Origin of the sequence: Phyllobacterium trifolii (genome assembly GCF_014192095.1) — a bacterium.
Lineage (GTDB): Bacteria > Pseudomonadota > Alphaproteobacteria > Rhizobiales > Rhizobiaceae > Phyllobacterium > Phyllobacterium trifolii.
Genome location: NZ_JACHXN010000008.1, coordinates 166,818 through 183,207, shown reverse-complemented (window position 1 = coordinate 183,207; position 16,390 = coordinate 166,818). Strand labels below are relative to the sequence as shown.

The 16,390-nt window shown below is 55.4% G+C and carries 13 protein-coding genes and 1 pseudogene; 5 read left to right on the top strand and 9 right to left on the bottom strand.

Going from position 1 to position 16,390, the window contains the following annotated elements; translation table 11 throughout:
* Positions 1–84: 84 nt before the first annotated feature.
* Positions 85–1,671: a trimethylamine methyltransferase family protein gene (locus tag FHS21_RS14345; protein WP_112528688.1), complete on the top strand. Its 1,587-nt coding sequence runs from the start codon at positions 85–87 to the stop codon at positions 1,669–1,671.
* 496 nt (positions 1,672–2,167) lie between these two features.
* Here the strand turns inward: FHS21_RS14345 and FHS21_RS14340 are convergent, their stop codons facing one another.
* Positions 2,168–2,419, bottom strand: a complete 252-nt coding sequence (locus tag FHS21_RS14340) for a hypothetical protein (RefSeq protein WP_162701887.1) — start codon at positions 2,417–2,419, stop codon at positions 2,168–2,170.
* Positions 2,420–2,580: 161 nt separating this feature from the next.
* Here FHS21_RS14340 and FHS21_RS14335 point away from each other — a divergent pair, with 161 nt between their 5' ends.
* Positions 2,581–3,186: a PadR family transcriptional regulator gene (locus tag FHS21_RS14335; RefSeq protein WP_246411028.1), complete on the top strand. Its 606-nt coding sequence runs from the start codon at positions 2,581–2,583 to the stop codon at positions 3,184–3,186.
* A 62-nt stretch (positions 3,187–3,248) separates the two neighbouring features.
* Here FHS21_RS14335 and bmt read toward each other — a convergent pair whose 3' ends face one another.
* Complete coding sequence (gene bmt, locus FHS21_RS14330) at positions 3,249–4,262, bottom strand: betaine--homocysteine S-methyltransferase (protein WP_112528684.1); 1,014 nt, start codon at positions 4,260–4,262, stop codon at positions 3,249–3,251.
* Between the two features lie 91 nt (positions 4,263–4,353).
* On the bottom strand, positions 4,354–5,190 hold the full coding sequence (locus FHS21_RS14325) for a helix-turn-helix domain-containing protein (RefSeq protein WP_112528682.1): 837 nt from the start codon (positions 5,188–5,190) through the stop codon (positions 4,354–4,356).
* Positions 5,191–5,395: 205 nt separating this feature from the next.
* Between FHS21_RS14325 and FHS21_RS14320 the strand changes: the two genes are divergently transcribed.
* The gene (locus FHS21_RS14320) at positions 5,396–6,343 is read left to right on the top strand and encodes a fatty acid desaturase (protein ID WP_246411027.1); all 948 of its coding nucleotides are present in this window, start codon (positions 5,396–5,398) and stop codon (positions 6,341–6,343) included.
* 9 nt (positions 6,344–6,352) lie between these two features.
* A complete protein-coding gene (locus FHS21_RS14315) occupies positions 6,353–7,120 on the top strand; it encodes a PhnD/SsuA/transferrin family substrate-binding protein (RefSeq protein ID WP_112528678.1) in 768 nt (255 codons plus the stop codon).
* Here the strand turns inward: FHS21_RS14315 and FHS21_RS14310 are convergent.
* From FHS21_RS14310 to FHS21_RS14290, 5 genes are all read right to left on the bottom strand, one after another.
* Positions 7,097–9,673 carry a GcvT family protein gene (locus tag FHS21_RS14310; RefSeq protein ID WP_183662361.1) on the bottom strand — a complete coding sequence of 859 codons (2,577 nt, stop codon included), beginning with the start codon at positions 9,671–9,673 and terminating at the stop codon, positions 7,097–7,099. The two genes, FHS21_RS14315 and FHS21_RS14310, sit on opposite strands and share 24 nt — an antisense overlap.
* Before the next feature lie 59 nt (positions 9,674–9,732).
* Positions 9,733–11,313, bottom strand: coding sequence for a trimethylamine methyltransferase family protein (locus tag FHS21_RS14305; RefSeq protein WP_112528674.1), 1,581 nt, complete (start codon positions 11,311–11,313; stop codon positions 9,733–9,735).
* Positions 11,314–11,430: 117 nt separating this feature from the next.
* A complete protein-coding gene (locus FHS21_RS14300; protein ID WP_112528672.1) occupies positions 11,431–12,504 on the bottom strand; it encodes a quaternary amine ABC transporter ATP-binding protein in 1,074 nt (357 codons plus the stop codon).
* A complete protein-coding gene (locus tag FHS21_RS14295; protein WP_106710122.1) occupies positions 12,497–13,384 on the bottom strand; it encodes an ABC transporter permease in 888 nt (295 codons plus the stop codon). Before FHS21_RS14295 ends, FHS21_RS14300 begins: the two co-directional genes overlap by 8 nt.
* Before the next feature lie 128 nt (positions 13,385–13,512).
* A complete protein-coding gene (locus tag FHS21_RS14290; protein ID WP_112528670.1) occupies positions 13,513–14,514 on the bottom strand; it encodes an ABC transporter substrate-binding protein in 1,002 nt (333 codons plus the stop codon).
* 398 nt (positions 14,515–14,912) lie between these two features.
* Here FHS21_RS14290 and FHS21_RS14285 point away from each other — a divergent pair, with 398 nt between their 5' ends.
* A complete protein-coding gene (locus tag FHS21_RS14285; RefSeq protein ID WP_183662360.1) occupies positions 14,913–15,179 on the top strand; it encodes a hypothetical protein in 267 nt (88 codons plus the stop codon).
* 296 nt (positions 15,180–15,475) lie between these two features.
* Here FHS21_RS14285 and mmsB read toward each other — a convergent pair.
* Positions 15,476–16,381 (bottom strand): annotated as a pseudogene (mmsB, locus tag FHS21_RS14280) (3-hydroxyisobutyrate dehydrogenase); the annotation flags it as partial.
* Between the last annotated feature and the right edge of the window lie 9 nt (positions 16,382–16,390).

Sequence of the window (16,390 nt, the reverse complement as noted above, 5' to 3'; positions counted from 1 at the left end):
CGGAAACGCTCTCGCTGGTGCCACGTTTAGATTTGACCTGCTTAAGAAGAAGTCTGCGCTTGTGAAGCGCTGAGGAGACAGAAAATGGTTGAGGAAACGTCAGTCGATGCACCTGCAGAAGCAGAGACAAGCAGTGGACGTCGCGGCCGCGGCGCTGGCGCGGGTGCAGCTGCACGTCGTGCCGCGCGTTCGGGTGGCGGTCCTGGTAAGTCGCTAACTTATATTACGCGCAAGATACGAACGTTCGAAGTGTTGGACGAAGAAGGTTTGTCGATAATTGAGGCGAACGCCGATACGGTGCTTGAAGAGATTGGTATCGAGTTTCGCGATGACGCGGAAGCACTGGCGCTATGGAAAGAAGCGGGTGCCGACGTCAAGGGCGAGCGGGTACATTTCCCCAAGGGTCTGCCGCGTTCTCTGCTGAAGACTGCTCCGCCGATCTACACGCAGCATGCGCGAAATCCGGAACGCTCCGTCCAGATTGGCGGCGATGCTACCGTTTTTGCACCGGTCTATGGGCCGCCTTTCGTTCGTGATCTCGAGGGCGTTCGCCGCTACGCGACGATCGAAGATTTCAATAATTTCGTCAAGCTGGCTTATATGGCGCCGTCTATTCATCATTCCGGCGGTACGGTATGTGAACCGGTCGATGTGCCCGTCAACAAACGCCATCTTGATATGGTGTATGCGCATATCAAATATTCCGACAAGCCTTTCATGGGATCTGTCACCGCACCTGAACGTGCAGAAGATACGATCTCCATGTGCAAGCTGGTCTTTGGCGAGGACTACCTCGATCAAAACACTGTTTTGACCAGCCTGATCAATGCGAATTCTCCCATGGTGTTCGACGAAACCATGTTGGGTGCATTGAAGGTCTATGCGCGTAACAACCAGGCTTGCATAGTCACGCCGTTCATTCTTGCCGGCGCCATGAGCCCGGTAACAGTGGCAGGTACGCTCACGCAGGTCCTGGCAGAGGTTCTTGCGGGAGCGTCTTTCACCCAGCTGATCCGGCCCGGCGCCCCTGTGATTTTCGGCACATTCGCGTCGTCGATCTCCATGCAATCAGGTGCGCCGACCTTTGGTACGCCCGAACCCTCGTTGGTTTCCTACGGTGCCGCGCAGCTGGCACGCCGCTGCGGATTGCCTTTCCGCACCGGTGGTTCGCTCTGTGCTTCCAAGGTTTCCGATGCTCAGGCAGCTTATGAGAGCGCGAATACATTGAATTCGACGCTTCTTGCGGGCACGAATTTCGTGCTGCATGGGGCGGGCTGGCTCGAAGGCGGTCTGGTATCTTCCTATGAAAAATTCATGATGGATATCGATCAGCTCGGCATGGCCCAGAAGATCGCCCAAGGCGTCGACCTCTCCGAGAACGGTCAGGCGATGGATGCTATCCGGCAAGTTGGTCCTGGTAGCCACTATCTTGGTTGCGACCACACGCAGGCGAACTTCCAAACGGCATTCTATCGGTCGAATATTGCAGATAACAATTCGTACGAGCAATGGCTGGCGGAAGGCGAAAAGCGGGCGGATCAGCGCGCTAATGAACTTGCTCGCCGTTGGCTGGAAACATACGAGGCGCCTTATCTCGACCCGGCCATCGACGATTCTCTTAAGGAGTTCATCGCCAAGAAAAAGGCGTCCATGCCCGACGCTTTCACGTGAAAGAAGCCCGAAGACGGCCGGGCTAAAGTGGCCGATCTGATCCACCAGGAAGTCTGGGCCTCTGCTGTAAAGGGTTCAGATGCAGGATAATCGTGAAAACCTGATCCCCAATCAAATCGCCGCCGCGCTGGAGCCATATGGTTTGGTCCCGCGCGGCGGTTTCGTTTTCGACGAAGAGAACGCTCCTTCGCCCTTGATTCAAGGGGGGCATTTTCGAAGTGTTGTCTTGTTTGGCCACTTCGGGTCGGCCATTTGGCCGCATTTCACGCGGTGGTGGCAAGATCACGCGGATTCCCAGGATCCGCTCGATCAATGGTCCAAGGATGTTCTGAGTGCCGTTGCAATGAAATTCGGTGCAATAGCCGTGTTTCCCTCCGATCGGCCCTATCTGCCGTTTCAACAATGGGCGATGCGCGCCGAGGGACTGCGCCCTTCTCCACTCGGAATACTGATCCATCCACAATACGGGCTTTGGCAGGCCTTTCGCGGGGCGCTGCTATTCGATCGCGCGCTCGATTTTGCTAGCAGTGGTCCGCAACATCACCCCTGCGACGATTGCCAGGACAAGCCATGCCTTTCGGCCTGTCCAGTGAATGCCTTTTCCGATGGTGGATATGATGTTGTCCGTTGTCGTTCCCATCTGGCTTCCGGAGAGGGGAATGAGTGCCTGAGCAGCGGTTGTTTGGCGCGCCGCGCCTGTCCTGTGGGACACGAGTCTGCGTACAACGCGCCGCAGATGCGTTTTCATATGAACGCCTTTGCGAAGGGCTGACGTGCTTTCCGTAAAAAATACGGAAGCTAATTCAAACTCTTAGGCGGGAATCTCGTTAAAAGATATATCTTTGACTTGCTTAAAGATATATCTTTGTGTAGATATAGCGCATGAAAGATATAACTAGGAGAAATTCCATGTACGGTCATTGCAGAAATCACCACGGTCTCGGCGGCGATCACTGGTCGCGCGTTGAGGCAATGTCAGGTTCGCAGGAGGGAGGCGGTCGCTTTGGCGGCCGCGGACGCGGCAGTCCGTTCGGGCGGCATCGAGGCGGTCCTTTTGGAGGGCGCGGTCCGCGTATGTTTGATCCGGGCGCATTGCGTCTTGTCGTCCTCGGCTTGATCGCGGAAGAACCGCGTCACGGTTACGATGTCATCAAGGCGCTGGAGGCGAGATTCCAGGGGGCCTATACCCCGAGTGCCGGTGCGATCTACCCGATGTTGCAGATGATGGAAGAGACCGATCTTGTCACTTCCACCACAACGGGCAACAAGCGGCTCTATACGATTACGGATCAGGGGCTTGCCTATCTCGACGAGAACCGGGCGGAGTTGGACAAGATAAACGGCCAACTCGACAGCGCCTCAGGCGAGATACACGGTGCTGCTCTGGGTGAAGAGATGCATGCATTGAGTTTCGCGCTTCGCTCGAAGCTTCGTAGTGGATCGCTGACAACAGAAAAAGCCGAGCAGTTGCGCGAAATCCTGAAGAGGGTCCGCCGCGAGATCGAGGATCTCTGAGGTCTAAAAAGACTGACGCAAAAACCGGCGGGTAAAACCGCCGGTTTTTGCGTCAAGTTAGTCTATCCCCGCCGTCCGCGGCGTTCCCGCTTCGGCATGTCATCAGCGTGAGCTGCAAGCTTGTTGCGCATTGGTCCGATGGTCTCGACGATTGTCTCGACAGAAGGGCGTGCGCCATGCGTGTGACTGTCGAGCGCTTTGCGCATTGCCGCCAGATGCTCGAATGATGTGCCGCAGCAGCCACCGATGATCTTTGCGCCGCCATTGATTGCGAGATGGGCGTAGTCGGCCATCAGTTCCGGAGTGCCAGAATAGAAGATTTCCGCGCCGCGAAATTCCGGTATGCCGCAGTTGCCTTTGATAACGATCGTTGCGGAAGGGTCGGCTTCGCTCATGTCGAGGAGAGACGCCAAAATATCCGAGGCACCGACGCCACAATTTGCGCCAACGGCAACCGGACGTTGCGCAAGCCCATCGACTACACCATGGATGTCCTTCGGCGGTAGGCCCATCATGGTCTTGCCGGCGGTATCGAATGATCCGGTATAAACATAAGGAAGGCCCACTTTGACAGCTGCCTCTGCGGCTGCGCGGATTTCGCCCGGAGCTGACATTGTTTCGATCCACGCCACGTCCACGCCGCCAGCCTTCAGGCCTTCCAGCTGTTCCGTAAATGCCGCGACCGCATCTTCTTCGGTCAAGGCACCGAGCGGCACTAGTAATTCGCCTGTCGGGCCGACGGAACCTGCAACAATAATCTTGCGGTCAGCCTTGTCAGCGACGCTGCGCGCAAGTTTGGCGGCTTTCTTGTTGAGTTCGAATACACGATCCTGTGCATGATGCAGTTTCAGACGATGACGTGTGCCACCGAAGGAATTGGTCAGGATGATGTCGGCCCCGGCATCGACAAACCCTTGGTGTAGAGCAACGATTTTCTCGGGTTGCGCTTCATTCCAGAGTTCCGGAGCTTCGCCTGCTTCAAGCCCGGTTGCAAAAAGATTTGTGCCTGTTGCACCATCGGCCAGCAAAACGCCCTTCTCAGCGATGAGATCAGCAAGTGGGTTTGCAATAGTCATGGCGCACGTTCCCTTTGGATAAGCTAAATAACGATATAAGGAAGTCTTTATATGTGGTCAACAATCATTTGCGACAAGGCCTGCCGCATGGTCAACTGACCTTCAGCGATGAAACGTAGCCAGCCACTTCGTGGGCATTGACTTTGGCAACCCGGATCAATCCGTCAAAATGCCGTTGCATGGTCAGGACCGCGTCTGTTGTGTACAGGACCAGATACATTTCCCCGACAAATATAGCGGCGCGGTAAGGGCCAAAAACGGTATAGGGAACAGAGAAACGCTCGCGTCCGTCAAAGAGATAAAGCCGAAATGACGGATAGAGCTCATCAATCAATTCGGCCATGTGGTTGAGCTGTTCGAGACGGACCTTGCGCGAAAGATCGCTCCAGATGCTGCAACCGGCGGCGAAGTCGCTTAGCGTCTGAAACGGCATACAGACTTCCATGTCGGTGCCCGGTTGTCGATTATAATCAAGCCGGAATGCGGTCTCGCTCAACTGGGTTGCCGGGTCGCGGTGGACCATTGATGTTTCGTACGCAACCACGGCCTGTGTCCGCAACAGGTCCGGGATGCGCGCGGGAACGTACCGGATTTTGCTGCCTGTGGCTTCCGCGTGCCATTTGACGAGAAGAGTGCGTTCGAAATTGTCCGAGCCTTCTTCGATTTCCAGGCTTGGGCGAAGTTCGCCGGTAATACCCTCATCCTGACTCAGTCCCAGAAGCCAATCGAGCGACACGGCGTGGCGCTCGGCAATGTTGAGCAAAGTCTCGACGCGCGGCAGCCTGGTAGATTGACCGGAAAGCAATTGTGACAGGGCTGAACGGTCAATACCAACTGATGCAGCAAAGGCTGACTGGTTTTCACCACTCCGGACAAGGAGACTTTTGATGCGCTCCTGGAACAGGCGGGAAAGATCTCGTTTATCCATATTCGCACCGCATTGTTTATAATACACAACAATTGCGCCATTTGGTGCGCAAAATCAACACTTACTCACAAAAATCGCATTGCTGACAGCTCCTGACAATGAGACCATGAAAAACATGGAATCAGAACGACATAACAAAATACCCTCTTCACAATCCCAGCATTCGCGTAAGCGCACCGGCATTGAATGGCCAACCATTGGCTTGATGACAGCCTGCTACGGGCTTTGGTTTTTCTCCGGTTTTTACGTCTACGACACCATGCCATTGGTTGCTTTGGCAGCGATGGCCATTTCTGTCGCGTTGCATTCGTCCCTACAGCATGAAGTTCTGCACGGCCACCCAACGCGCAGTGGTCTTGTCAACGAAATCCTGATTTCGTTGCCCATTGGACTCGTTTTCCCTTACCGGCGGTACAAGCATCTTCACCTCAAGCACCATGCGGATGAGCGGCTGACAGACCCCTATGACGATCCTGAGAGTTATTTCCGCGCCATGGGCGACTGGGAGAAACTGCCTGCATTTATCAAATCGCTCCTCAACTGGAACAACACGCTGAGTGGCCGGATTATTATTGGCCCGATTCTGATGGCCATTGGCTTTGTCATCGCTGAGGTGAAATTGGTTGCTGGAGGCGACAGGAAGACGCGCACCGCCTGGCTTTTGCATGGCGCCGGACTTGTTCCAATGCTCGGCCTGGTACGGCTGGTCTTCGGCATTCCGCTTTGGATTTACGCGCTGACAGCTGTTTATTGGGGTCTGTCAATCATCTCGATCCGCAGTTATTGCGAACACCAATGGTCGGAGCGCCCGGATGGGCGGACGATTATCGTGGAGAAATCGCCTCTCGCTCTCATATTCCTCAATAACAATCTGCATTTTGTGCACCATAAGCGGCCAACCGCGCCTTGGTATGATCTGCCGGAGCTCTATCGCGAACAGCGCGAGGAATGGCAGCGCATGAATGGTGGTTATGTCTTCCGCAACTATTTTGAGATTTTGCGTGCATATGCATTCCGCAAAAAACAGGAAGTCGTTCACCCCGTTCTTCGTCGTGAGCCGGCTCCAGGGCGGGCCTTCCGGCCCCGCCGCCATGGCATCAGTCTGCAGGGCGGTTCCACAATGCCTATTCCCGCCGAGCCGCCGAAAGAGTAAACAAGCTACATGACTCTTGTGGCGGCTTTACCGATGTATGACTGGCCGGAACGGCGCGCTGAAGTTGATGCGCAGTGGGCTGCGTTGCGTGATACCTTGCGGTCAAATGGATTTGATGCGCCCGAATTTCTGGCGCGCCGCAATGCTGATCTGCCGGCGGTTCCTGGCGGCATCAAGGATAGGGCTGGCAATGTCATCGCGCCGGATCCAGCCCTACTTTCACCTGACGAGTTAGACCGGCAGACGCTGTGGTGTCATCCTGGTTTGCTCTTTGCCCAAGCTTGCTGGGGCCCGCTGGAATTGGGTCTTCAAGCCTATGTCCATGTTGTCGGGCAGGATGACTACTCTGGTGTCGATGGTGGAAGTGGCGAACTTTACTCAAGCGCACTGGTTATGCGGCGAGGCGAGGGGACGCCTGTCAAGGCGCCAGTCGGCGGAGAGGCCAGCCTGCCTGTGGAAGTAATGCGGCGGAAACGGCTCGCGTTCAATAGTCATGACTCCATGTCTGGGTATCTCGCTCTTCAGCGGGACCTTGAAGCCCAGGGAGAGACGCTGGATCTGTTTATCAGCCATACAGAGACCGGCGGGCATCGCAATTCCGTTGACGCTGTAGGGTCTGGTCGAGCAGATATCGCTGCTATCGATTGCAAATCTTGGGAACTGGCGCAGCGCTATGATGAAGCGGCCAGCGCCTTGGTCGTCGTCGGCTGGACGGGCAAGCGCAAAGGCCTGCCCTATATTTCAGCCTTTGAACTACCCGCGCATCTTTTCGCCTGACGGATCGAACGGCGGCTCCAGATTGATCCGGGCGGCCCGGCGAACGCCGAGGATTTCCACCTCAAACAAGCCTTGCTCTACACTTTTGGCGAGTTCTGCCGGCACGTAGCCTTGAGCCATCGATTGGCCGACATAGTGAGCGTAACCGCCGGATGTGACCCAGCCCACGACGCGCCATTCGCCTTGTACAGCTCCCTTGTCGCCCTCATGGGAAACGACCACCCCTGTTGCGTCAAAGCGCGGAGCACCGACGCCATGACCAGCCTGCACTGTGCCGTAGTCTTTCGAGGTCTTCGCCCAGACCGGCTCATCGCCCATGACGTCGGCAGCGCCTTCGCCATGTGGCACGTCGATCAGGAAAGAGACGCGGCGCAGCTTCGCGCTGGTTCCGGCATCATACTCGGCCTTTTCCCTGGCGGCCATTTCGCGGCCGATGAAATCGCTCTTGGAGAGCTTGATGAAGCGATCCATCGAACCTTCATACGGACCGTAGATTGGACGCAATTCGCGGAACCATGTGGGGAAATTTTTCTCTAGCCGCATGGCGAGCAATGCGCGCATGCCAAAATCCACGATGTTGTATTCGGCGCCCGCCTCCTTGATCGCCTTGTACACAAGGCGCTGGTAAGCGGGCTCCATCCAGATCTCATAGCCGAGGTCGCCAGTGTAGGAGATGCGATTGACCTTGCACAGTGCTCCGCCGACAGCCATCTCACGGAAATCCATGAAGCGGAAAGCCGCGTTTGAAACGTCCTCGTCGACGAGTTTTGCAAGGAGATCGCGTGCTCTGGGACCGGCAATCGCCAGACCCACCAGCGTCTGATCGAAACGATGGATTCGAACCGAACCGTCCCCCGGCTGCTGCTTCTGGAACCAGCGCATGTGATAGCGCTGCGCGGCGGACGATCCCCAAATCAGGAACCGGTCATCCGCGGCCTTGGCGATCGTGAAGTCGCCGATGAGTTTGCCTTCTTCGTTCAGCATGGGAGTGAGGACCAGACGTCCAGTCTTCGGCATGGTGTTGGTCATCAGATGCGACAGAAAAGCCTCGGCACCTGCGCCCGTCACTTCATACTTGGCGAAATTGGCGATCTCGGTGACGCCGACATTTGTCCGTGTTGCCCGCACTTCGTTGCCGACATGCTCGAAGTCGTTCGAGCGATGATAGGAGACGATATCGCGGGCTTCCGTGCCTTTGGGCGCGAACCAGAGCGGAGTTTCGAGACCCCAGGAATCGCCCATGACTGCATTCTGTGCGACCATTGTGTCGTATAGCGGCGTCGTCTGCTGAGGACGCGCAGCGGGCAGCTCCTCGTTGGGGAAGCGGATGGAAAAGCGGCGCGAATAGTTTTCGCGCACCTTGGCATTGGTGTAGCGCAGGGTCGCCCATTCGCCGAAGCGGGCGACGTCCATGCCCCAGACGTCGAAGCCAGGCTCGCCATGCACCATCCAGTTGGAAAGGGCGAGGCCAACGCCCCCGCCTTGGCTGAAACCAGCCATGACGGCACAGGCCGTCCAGTAATTGGTGAGACCAGGAACCGGTCCGACAAGCGGGTTGCCGTCCGGCGCAAACGTAAAGGGGCCATTGATGATCTGCTTGATGCCGGCCTTTTCGATACCCGGAAAATGCTTGAAACCCACTTCGAGGGAAGGGGCGATGCGGTCAATGTCCGGTGCCAGCAGCTCGTGGCCGAAGTCCCATGGCGTGTTCACGGGCGACCATGGCTTTGCCGCCTTTTCATAGGTGCCGAGCAGAATGCCGTTACGTTCTTGGCGGGTGTAGATCTCGCCCTTGAAATCCATAACCCCGATGAGTTCGCGTCCAGTGGATTTGTTGAACTCCATGACTTCGGGAACGTCTTCGGTGAGGAGATACATGTGCTCCATGGCCAGAACCGGCAATTCAAGGCCGACCATGCGTCCGACTTCGCGCGCCCACAGGCCACCGCAATTGACCACATGCTCGGCTTTCACAGTGCCCTGCTCGGTGATGACGTTCCAGGTCCCGTCCGTTTCCTGTGTCAGTTCAACGACGCGGTTACGCAAGCTTATTTCCGCGCCAAGCTTGCGCGCTGCCTTGGCATAGGCGTGGGTCGTACCGGATGGGTCGAGGTGACCTTCGACCGGGTCCCACATGGCGCCGACGAAGTTGGTCTCGTCCATCAGCGGGAACATCGCCTTGGCTTCCGATGGCGTGATCAATTCCGTATCCATGCCAAGGTAACGGCCGCGCGCGTGAGCGAGGCGCAAAAAATCCATACGCTCCGGCGAGTCGGCCATCATGACGCCGCCGGTCAGATGCAGGCCGCATGACTGTTCCGAAAGTTCCTCGATCTCTTTGTAAAGGCTGACCGTATAGGCCTGCAGTTTGGCCACGTTCGGATCGCCGTTGAGGGTATGAAAGCCGCCGGCAGCATGCCAGGATGAACCGGATGTCAGTTCAGAGCGCTCTATCAGCAGGACGTCGGTCCATCCAGCACGCGCAAGGTGATAGAGGACAGAGCATCCAACAACACCGCCTCCTATGACAACTGCTTTAACGTGCGATTTCATATTCTTATGCCTCGTAATTGGAAATTTGATTCAATGTGTTGAGAGTCTGATTCAACGGATCAGAAATCAGTGGGCGCGCCGCCTTCGGCCTTGCGCCTTGCAACGAAGGCATTGATTTCCTCTTCGATTGCTGGGTCGATCGCTGGTCTCACGTAAGTTGCCAGTCGTTCTTTCCAGACTCGGTTGGCCCGCTCGATCGCCGTTGGTGAACCGGCTTCTTGCCAGCTCTCGTAGTTGCGCCAGTCTGAAATAATCGGTGCATAAAAAGCGGTCTTGTAGCGAGATTGGGTGTGGGCAGTGCCAAAGAAATGGCCGCCCGGACCGACATCGCGCATAGCATCGAGACCCAACGCATCCTCCGACAGATCCAGCGGTGTCAGGAATTCCGCGACCATCTGCAGGAGATCGAAATCGAGGATCATCTTTTCATAGGAACAGCAAAGCCCACCTTCCAGCCAGCCCGCGGAATGCAGCATGAAATTGCCGCCGCCCTGGATCGCGCCCCAAAGCGAGAACACCGATTCATAGGCAGCCTGGGCATCCACCGTGTTAGCTGCACACACATTGGATGTGCGGTAGGGGATGCCATAACGGCGAGCCAACTGACCGCCAACCATCTGGGCTTTCATGTATTCGGGAGTGCCAAAGGCGGGAGCACCCGATTTCATGTCGACATTGGAGGTGAATCCGCCATAACCGACGGGCGCGCCCTTCTTGACCATCTGCGTGAAGGAGATACCGGCCAGCGCCTCGGCATTCTGCTGGACCAACGCTCCTGCAATCGTCACCGGGGCCATGGCGCCCGCGAGGGTGAAGGGCGTGACAATGACGATTTGGCCATTGCCCGACATCTGGATGATGCCCTCCATCATCGGGATATCGAGCTTCAGCGGCGAATTGGTGTTGATGATCGTATAGCAGGATGCTTCGCTCTGCAGCCGTTCGTGGCTGATGCCACGGGCGAGACGCGCAATTTCTATTCCATCCTGGTTTCGCTCCTTGCCGAGCGAATAGATGTGAAATGGCTTGTCGGTGAGCGTCGCCAGATCCCGTATGCACTCGAGGTGACGCACCGAAGGATGGATATCGATGGGTTCTACAGGATATCCCCCTGTCGCATTGATGATATTGTGCATCTGAGCCAGTTTCAGGAAATTGCGGAAATCGGCCTGATTACCCGAGCGCCGGCCATTGTCGGTGTCGGAGCAGTTCGGCGCAGATCCCATTTGGGCAAAGATCAGATTATTGCCGCCAAAACGCACATTATGTGCGGGGTTGCGAGCATGCAGCGTGAACTCGGATGGCGCGTGGCTGACATACTCAAGGATCATTTCTTTGTCGAAATGAACGCGCATTGTGCCAGGAGCAACGTCGGCGCCGGCCTCTTTCATGATTTCGCGTGCACCGTCGTGCAGCACGTCCACCCCGATCTCCTGCAGCACTTTAAGCGATGCATCGTGGATCGATTCAAGTTCATCGTCGGAAACGATCTTTGTCGGTGTAAATGGGATTTTGAGCTGCCGAAACGGTGGCTGATCGAAAGCACCGCTTTCAACGCTGCGTGGCCGCGCACGCCCGCCACGTCTGCCATGGTCCCGGGCTGATGCGTTTGCGTCGGTCTCAACTGCAGGTTCACTCATTGGTCATGCCCTCATTCGCTCCTGTCGCAGGCGATGGTGCACTATCGCCAGAGCAGGGCGCAGGGTGCGCGGCGTGAGCGACGCCGAGCGCAAGGGAAGCGACACCTAGTGCGTTGGTTATTCCGCCGCAGCTTTCGATGTCAGATGGCTAATCGGCGTGACCATCGCTTGAATCAAATTGTTCATGCTGATGACGCCAGTGGGTTTCCCGTTATCATCAACAACCGTTGCGTATTGCTGGTTGGCGTCGGTCATTGTCTTGGCAGCTTCTTCAAGAATCGTGCCGGTTTTGACTATTACACCGCCCGTTGCAGATGGCGCACCAGATTGAGTGGCAATCGTGTCGACCATGATGACGCGACCGCGGTTAACCTCTTTCACGAAGCTCGAAATATATTCGTCCGCAGGCTGCAAAACGATGTCCTGGCCGGTTCCCTGTTGAACGACTTCGCCGTCACGAAGGATCGCGATGCGATCGCCGAGCCGCAAAGCCTCATCGAGATCGTGGGTGATGAAGACGACCGTTTTCTTGATTTCCTTCTGCAGATCGAGAAGAACCGATTGCATGTCCATGCGAATGAGCGGATCGAGGGCCGAAAACGCTTCATCCATAAGCAGGATCGGCGCGTCGTTTGTCAGGGCGCGAGCTAGACCGACACGCTGCTGCATGCCACCTGATAGCTGGTTGGGATAATGATCCTCAAACCCTTTGAGTCCCACCCGGCCGATCCAGCGCCTGGCCTGTTCCTCCTGCTTTTCCCGCGACAGGCCCTGTATCTCAAGGCCATAGACGGTGTTATCCAGCACTGTGCGATGGGGCAGCAAGGCAAACTTCTGGAAAACCATCGCCGTTTTGTGGCGCCGGAACTGACGCAGATCGTTCTGATTCATCTTGCAGACATCGGCGCCATCGATGATGACTTCACCGGCCGTTGGATCGATCAGACGATTGATGTGGCGGATCAATGTGGACTTGCCTGAACCGGAAAGCCCCATGACAACTTGGATGCAACCGGCCGGCATATCGATGTTGATGTCCCGCAAGCCAAGAACATGTCCATGGTCTTCATTGAGTTCGGTCTTTGACATGCCTTTCTTCACCGCCTCGACATAGGCCTGCGGTCTCTGGCCGAAAATCTTGTAGAGATTCTTGATCTTGATGCCTGCTCCCTGAACCGAACGATCAGCCATGGACAACCTCCTGGTGCTTCTGAAGACGCTTGCCATAGGCCTGACTAACGCGGTCAAAAATGATGGCTATGCCAACGATGGCAAGGCCGTTGAAAAGTCCAAGCGAGAAGAACTGGCCGTTCACCGAACGCAGCACGGGCTGTCCAAGACCCTGGACACCGATCATCGACGCGATAACCACCATGGCTAGCGCCATCATGATTGTCTGGTTGATACCAGCCATGATTGTCGGAAGAGCAAGGGGGATCTGGACGTTTCTCAATCGCTGCCAACTCGACGAACCGAATGCGTCAGCTGCCTCCAGGACGTCCTTGTCAACGAGCCTGATCCCAAGATTGGTCAGGCGAATCATCGGCGGAATAGCGTAGATCACAACGGCGATAAGGCCTGGGACCTTGCCGATGCCAAGCAACATTACGACTGGAATCAAATAGACGAAGCTCGGCATTGTCTGCATTACGTCAAGAATGGGATTGACCATTCGCTGGAAACCATCAGAACGCGCCATCACAATGCCAATCGGGATACCGACGACGATCGAAACGACCGTGCCGACGAAGATCATGGCGATGGTCTTCATCGCGTCACTCCACATATCGAAATAGCCGATCAGGAGAAGGGTCAGGATGGTGCCGCCTACGATCTTCCAGTTGCGGCTGGCAATCCAGGCAATGCCGCCAATGAGAACGATCATGACTGGCCACGGCGTCGTCGTCATAAAGCGTTCTGCCTGAATAAGGAAGTACTGCAGGGGTTGAAAAAACGACTCGATGACATCGCCGTACTGACGGGTGAAAGCCTTGAAACCCTCGTCCATCGCCTTTTTCAGGTTGCGCAGCGTGTCGTCATTCATATTGGGAAATGAGTAAAACCAATCCATTTGTCGGTGCCCCTTCCATAGCCACTCCAAGCGCTACGCTTTCAGAATGGCTGAAGCGGTTGAACGTGGTTGCGTTCAACCTATCAAGAGTGGAATACGGCGAAGCCTTGCTTCGCCGTATCTGACAATTACTGTATGGCTGCCTTGATTTTCTCGGCGGCTTCCGGGGAGACCCATTTTGTCCAAACCGCCTCATTGTTCTTGAGGTAATATTTGGCGCCATCTTCACCCGTAGCCTGGTTGTCGACCATCCAGGCTAGCAGCTTGTTGAACTCTTCAGTCGAAAGCTGCCGCTTTTTCAGATAGTCGAAGGCGGGGCCAGCAGCGTCGGAAAATTTCTTCGTGACAACCGTATAGATATCTGACTTCGCCCATCCATTCGGCTTTGGATCGGGGCAATCGGCAACGACAGTGCAGCGTTTCCATTCGGCTTCATCAAATGGTACGCCATTGTCGAGCTTGACCATGGGATACTTACCAAGGATTGCGGTAGGGCCCCAATAATATCCGAGCCAAGGCTCCTTGCGCTCATAGGCCTTGGCGATGGAGCCATCGAGACCTGCTGCCGAACCTGTATCAACAAGCGTGAAGCCATTTTTGTCGCCACCATAGGCCTTGTAGAAGTTGGTGGTCGTGATCTGGCAAGCCCAACCCGACGGGCAATTATAAACCGCGCCCTTCTTTGGATCTTCCGGAGCGGGGAACAATTCCGGATGCTTCATCGCGTCCGCAATCGTCTTGATATCCGGGTGCGCATCGGCAAAATATTTAGGGATCCACCAGCTTTCAGTGCCGCCTTCAGTAATGGCAGGCGCTGCCAGGACCAGTCGGTCTTCCTTGACGGCCTTCTCAAGGAGGTCACGGACAGTGTTGAGCCAGCCCTCGGGCGCGATGTCCGGCTGACCCTTTTCCAACATCGACGTGAAAGTTGGAACCGTGTCGCCAGCGACCAGTTCGGCGTCGCAGCCATAACCTTCTGTTAGTATAATCTTGTCCAGATTGGCCAAAGCTTCGGCCGATGGCCAGTTCATATTGGCGATTGTTACAGAGCCGCATTCTGCAGCCGATGCCGATCCAGCGTAGCCGAAAAGACCAGCGGCGAGTATAGTTGAAGCGAGTAGCTTCTTCATGTGTTTTATCTCCCACTCTTTGACAGTTCACCCGAATACGAATTCTAACTTGGTACTGTCCTACCCAGTTGTTCGCTTATGTGCCATTTGGCATCCTTATCCCGGCAGAATGCAATGCTTTCTTTGAATAAATGCGGTGCATCGCGACAAGGCCTATCGATATAACGACGCCGGGACAATGAATGAGAACCAATGCACAATGTTCATCCGCGTATCGTAACAAACCAATAGATGAAAGATCAACGCCTTAGACAGTTTCCTTTATCAATTCATTTGGAAGGTCCATGCCTCGCAGGGTTGTGATATGTCCCGCGACTTATGGTGACGCTCTTCTGTTCGCGTCACGCTATCGTTTGGTCGCAAACTGCACAATCCTAGGCTAGGCAGGCGATTTTGGCATGGCTGCCATGCAAATTTACCCGACCGACTGCAGAAAATGCGACACGCCATGGCGAATTTCCCTGATCAAATTTCAGGCAAGTAGCGCATTTGAATGGCAACAACAGTTTTCTCTTCGAGGTGCAGGAATGCTCTATATTTTTAACCGCAATAACCGTGTTCACATTTCGTGGAATGCCACTGAAAAGCGCAACGCGCCTTCGAACAACGCAAAGAGCGGCATAGCGTCGGCTGTTTCGTTCATATGGACGCGTTCGGCGGGCTGATTTACAAGCTGATCTATGCAGAGCCGCTGCCTCTTCAGGCGGCGGTTTTTCTTTGCGTTTCGGAACCGGAGCATTTGAAAAAAACCGCCCTGTCCGGGTGGAGCAGTGCGGTCTTTTTATACTGGATATAGTCCGAAGAAGCAGCCACTCCGGTACGCAGTACCTGATCCGGAGCAGGTAAGCAGGGTCTTGGTCTGCTTACCTGTAAAGTTTTAACCGGACATCGTTACCGCGAGGTTAGCGAGTGCTTAAGCAAATCTAAATTTGGAGGTTTTCTGAGTGCTTGCTCTGTGTTTTTAGTTATCGCGGTTGGATTCGCGCAAGAAATTTACAATTCCTGAAAAATCAGAACCCTCATTGCCAGCTGAATTGAACGCCGCATAGAGCTCTTCGGCATGGGCGCCAAGCGGTGTCGCTGCGCCTACGCTCGCGGCGGCTTCCTGCGACAGCTTCAAGTCCTTCAACATTAGTGCTGCAGCAAACCCCGGCTTATAGCCATTATTGGCTGGAGAAGTCGCAACCGGGCCAGGCACCGGACAGTATGTGGTCAGCGACCAACATTGCCCGGACGAAGTCGAGGCTACATCAAATAGTGCTTGATGCGAGAGGCCAAGTTTTTCCGCCAGTGTGAAAGCCTCGCTGACGCCGATCATCGAGATACCGAGGATCATGTTGTTGCAGATCTTTGCGGCTTGTCCGTTGCCGGCTTCGCCGCAATGCACTATGCGGCCCGCCATGGGTTTAAGAATGGGTTCAGCTTTCGCAAACGCTTCAGCGCTGCCACCAACCATGAACGTCAGCGTACCCGCTGCCGCGCCGCCAATACCGCCAGAAACAGGTGCATCGACCGAAAGCAGCCCATTCGCTTGAGCAATCTCGTGAGCATTTCGCGCCGAGTGGACGTCTATTGTGGACGAATCTATGAAAAGCGCGCCTTTTCGCGCTTTTTTTGCAACAGCTTCATAAACCGTCAATACGTGTTTGCCTGCAGGAAGCATCGTGATGACGACATCGGCTTCAGCGACCGCTGTTTCGGCGCTGTCTGTAACATCCACGCCGTTACCTCGGGCTGTTTCAAGGTTTTCCGGCAGTAGATCGAAGCCCAGCACCTTTTGTCCCGCTTTGACAAGATTGGCCGCCATAGGATTGCCCATGTGCCCGAGACCAATAAAAGCGACAGTCGCCATTGCAATTTTCTCCTGATGAAATTG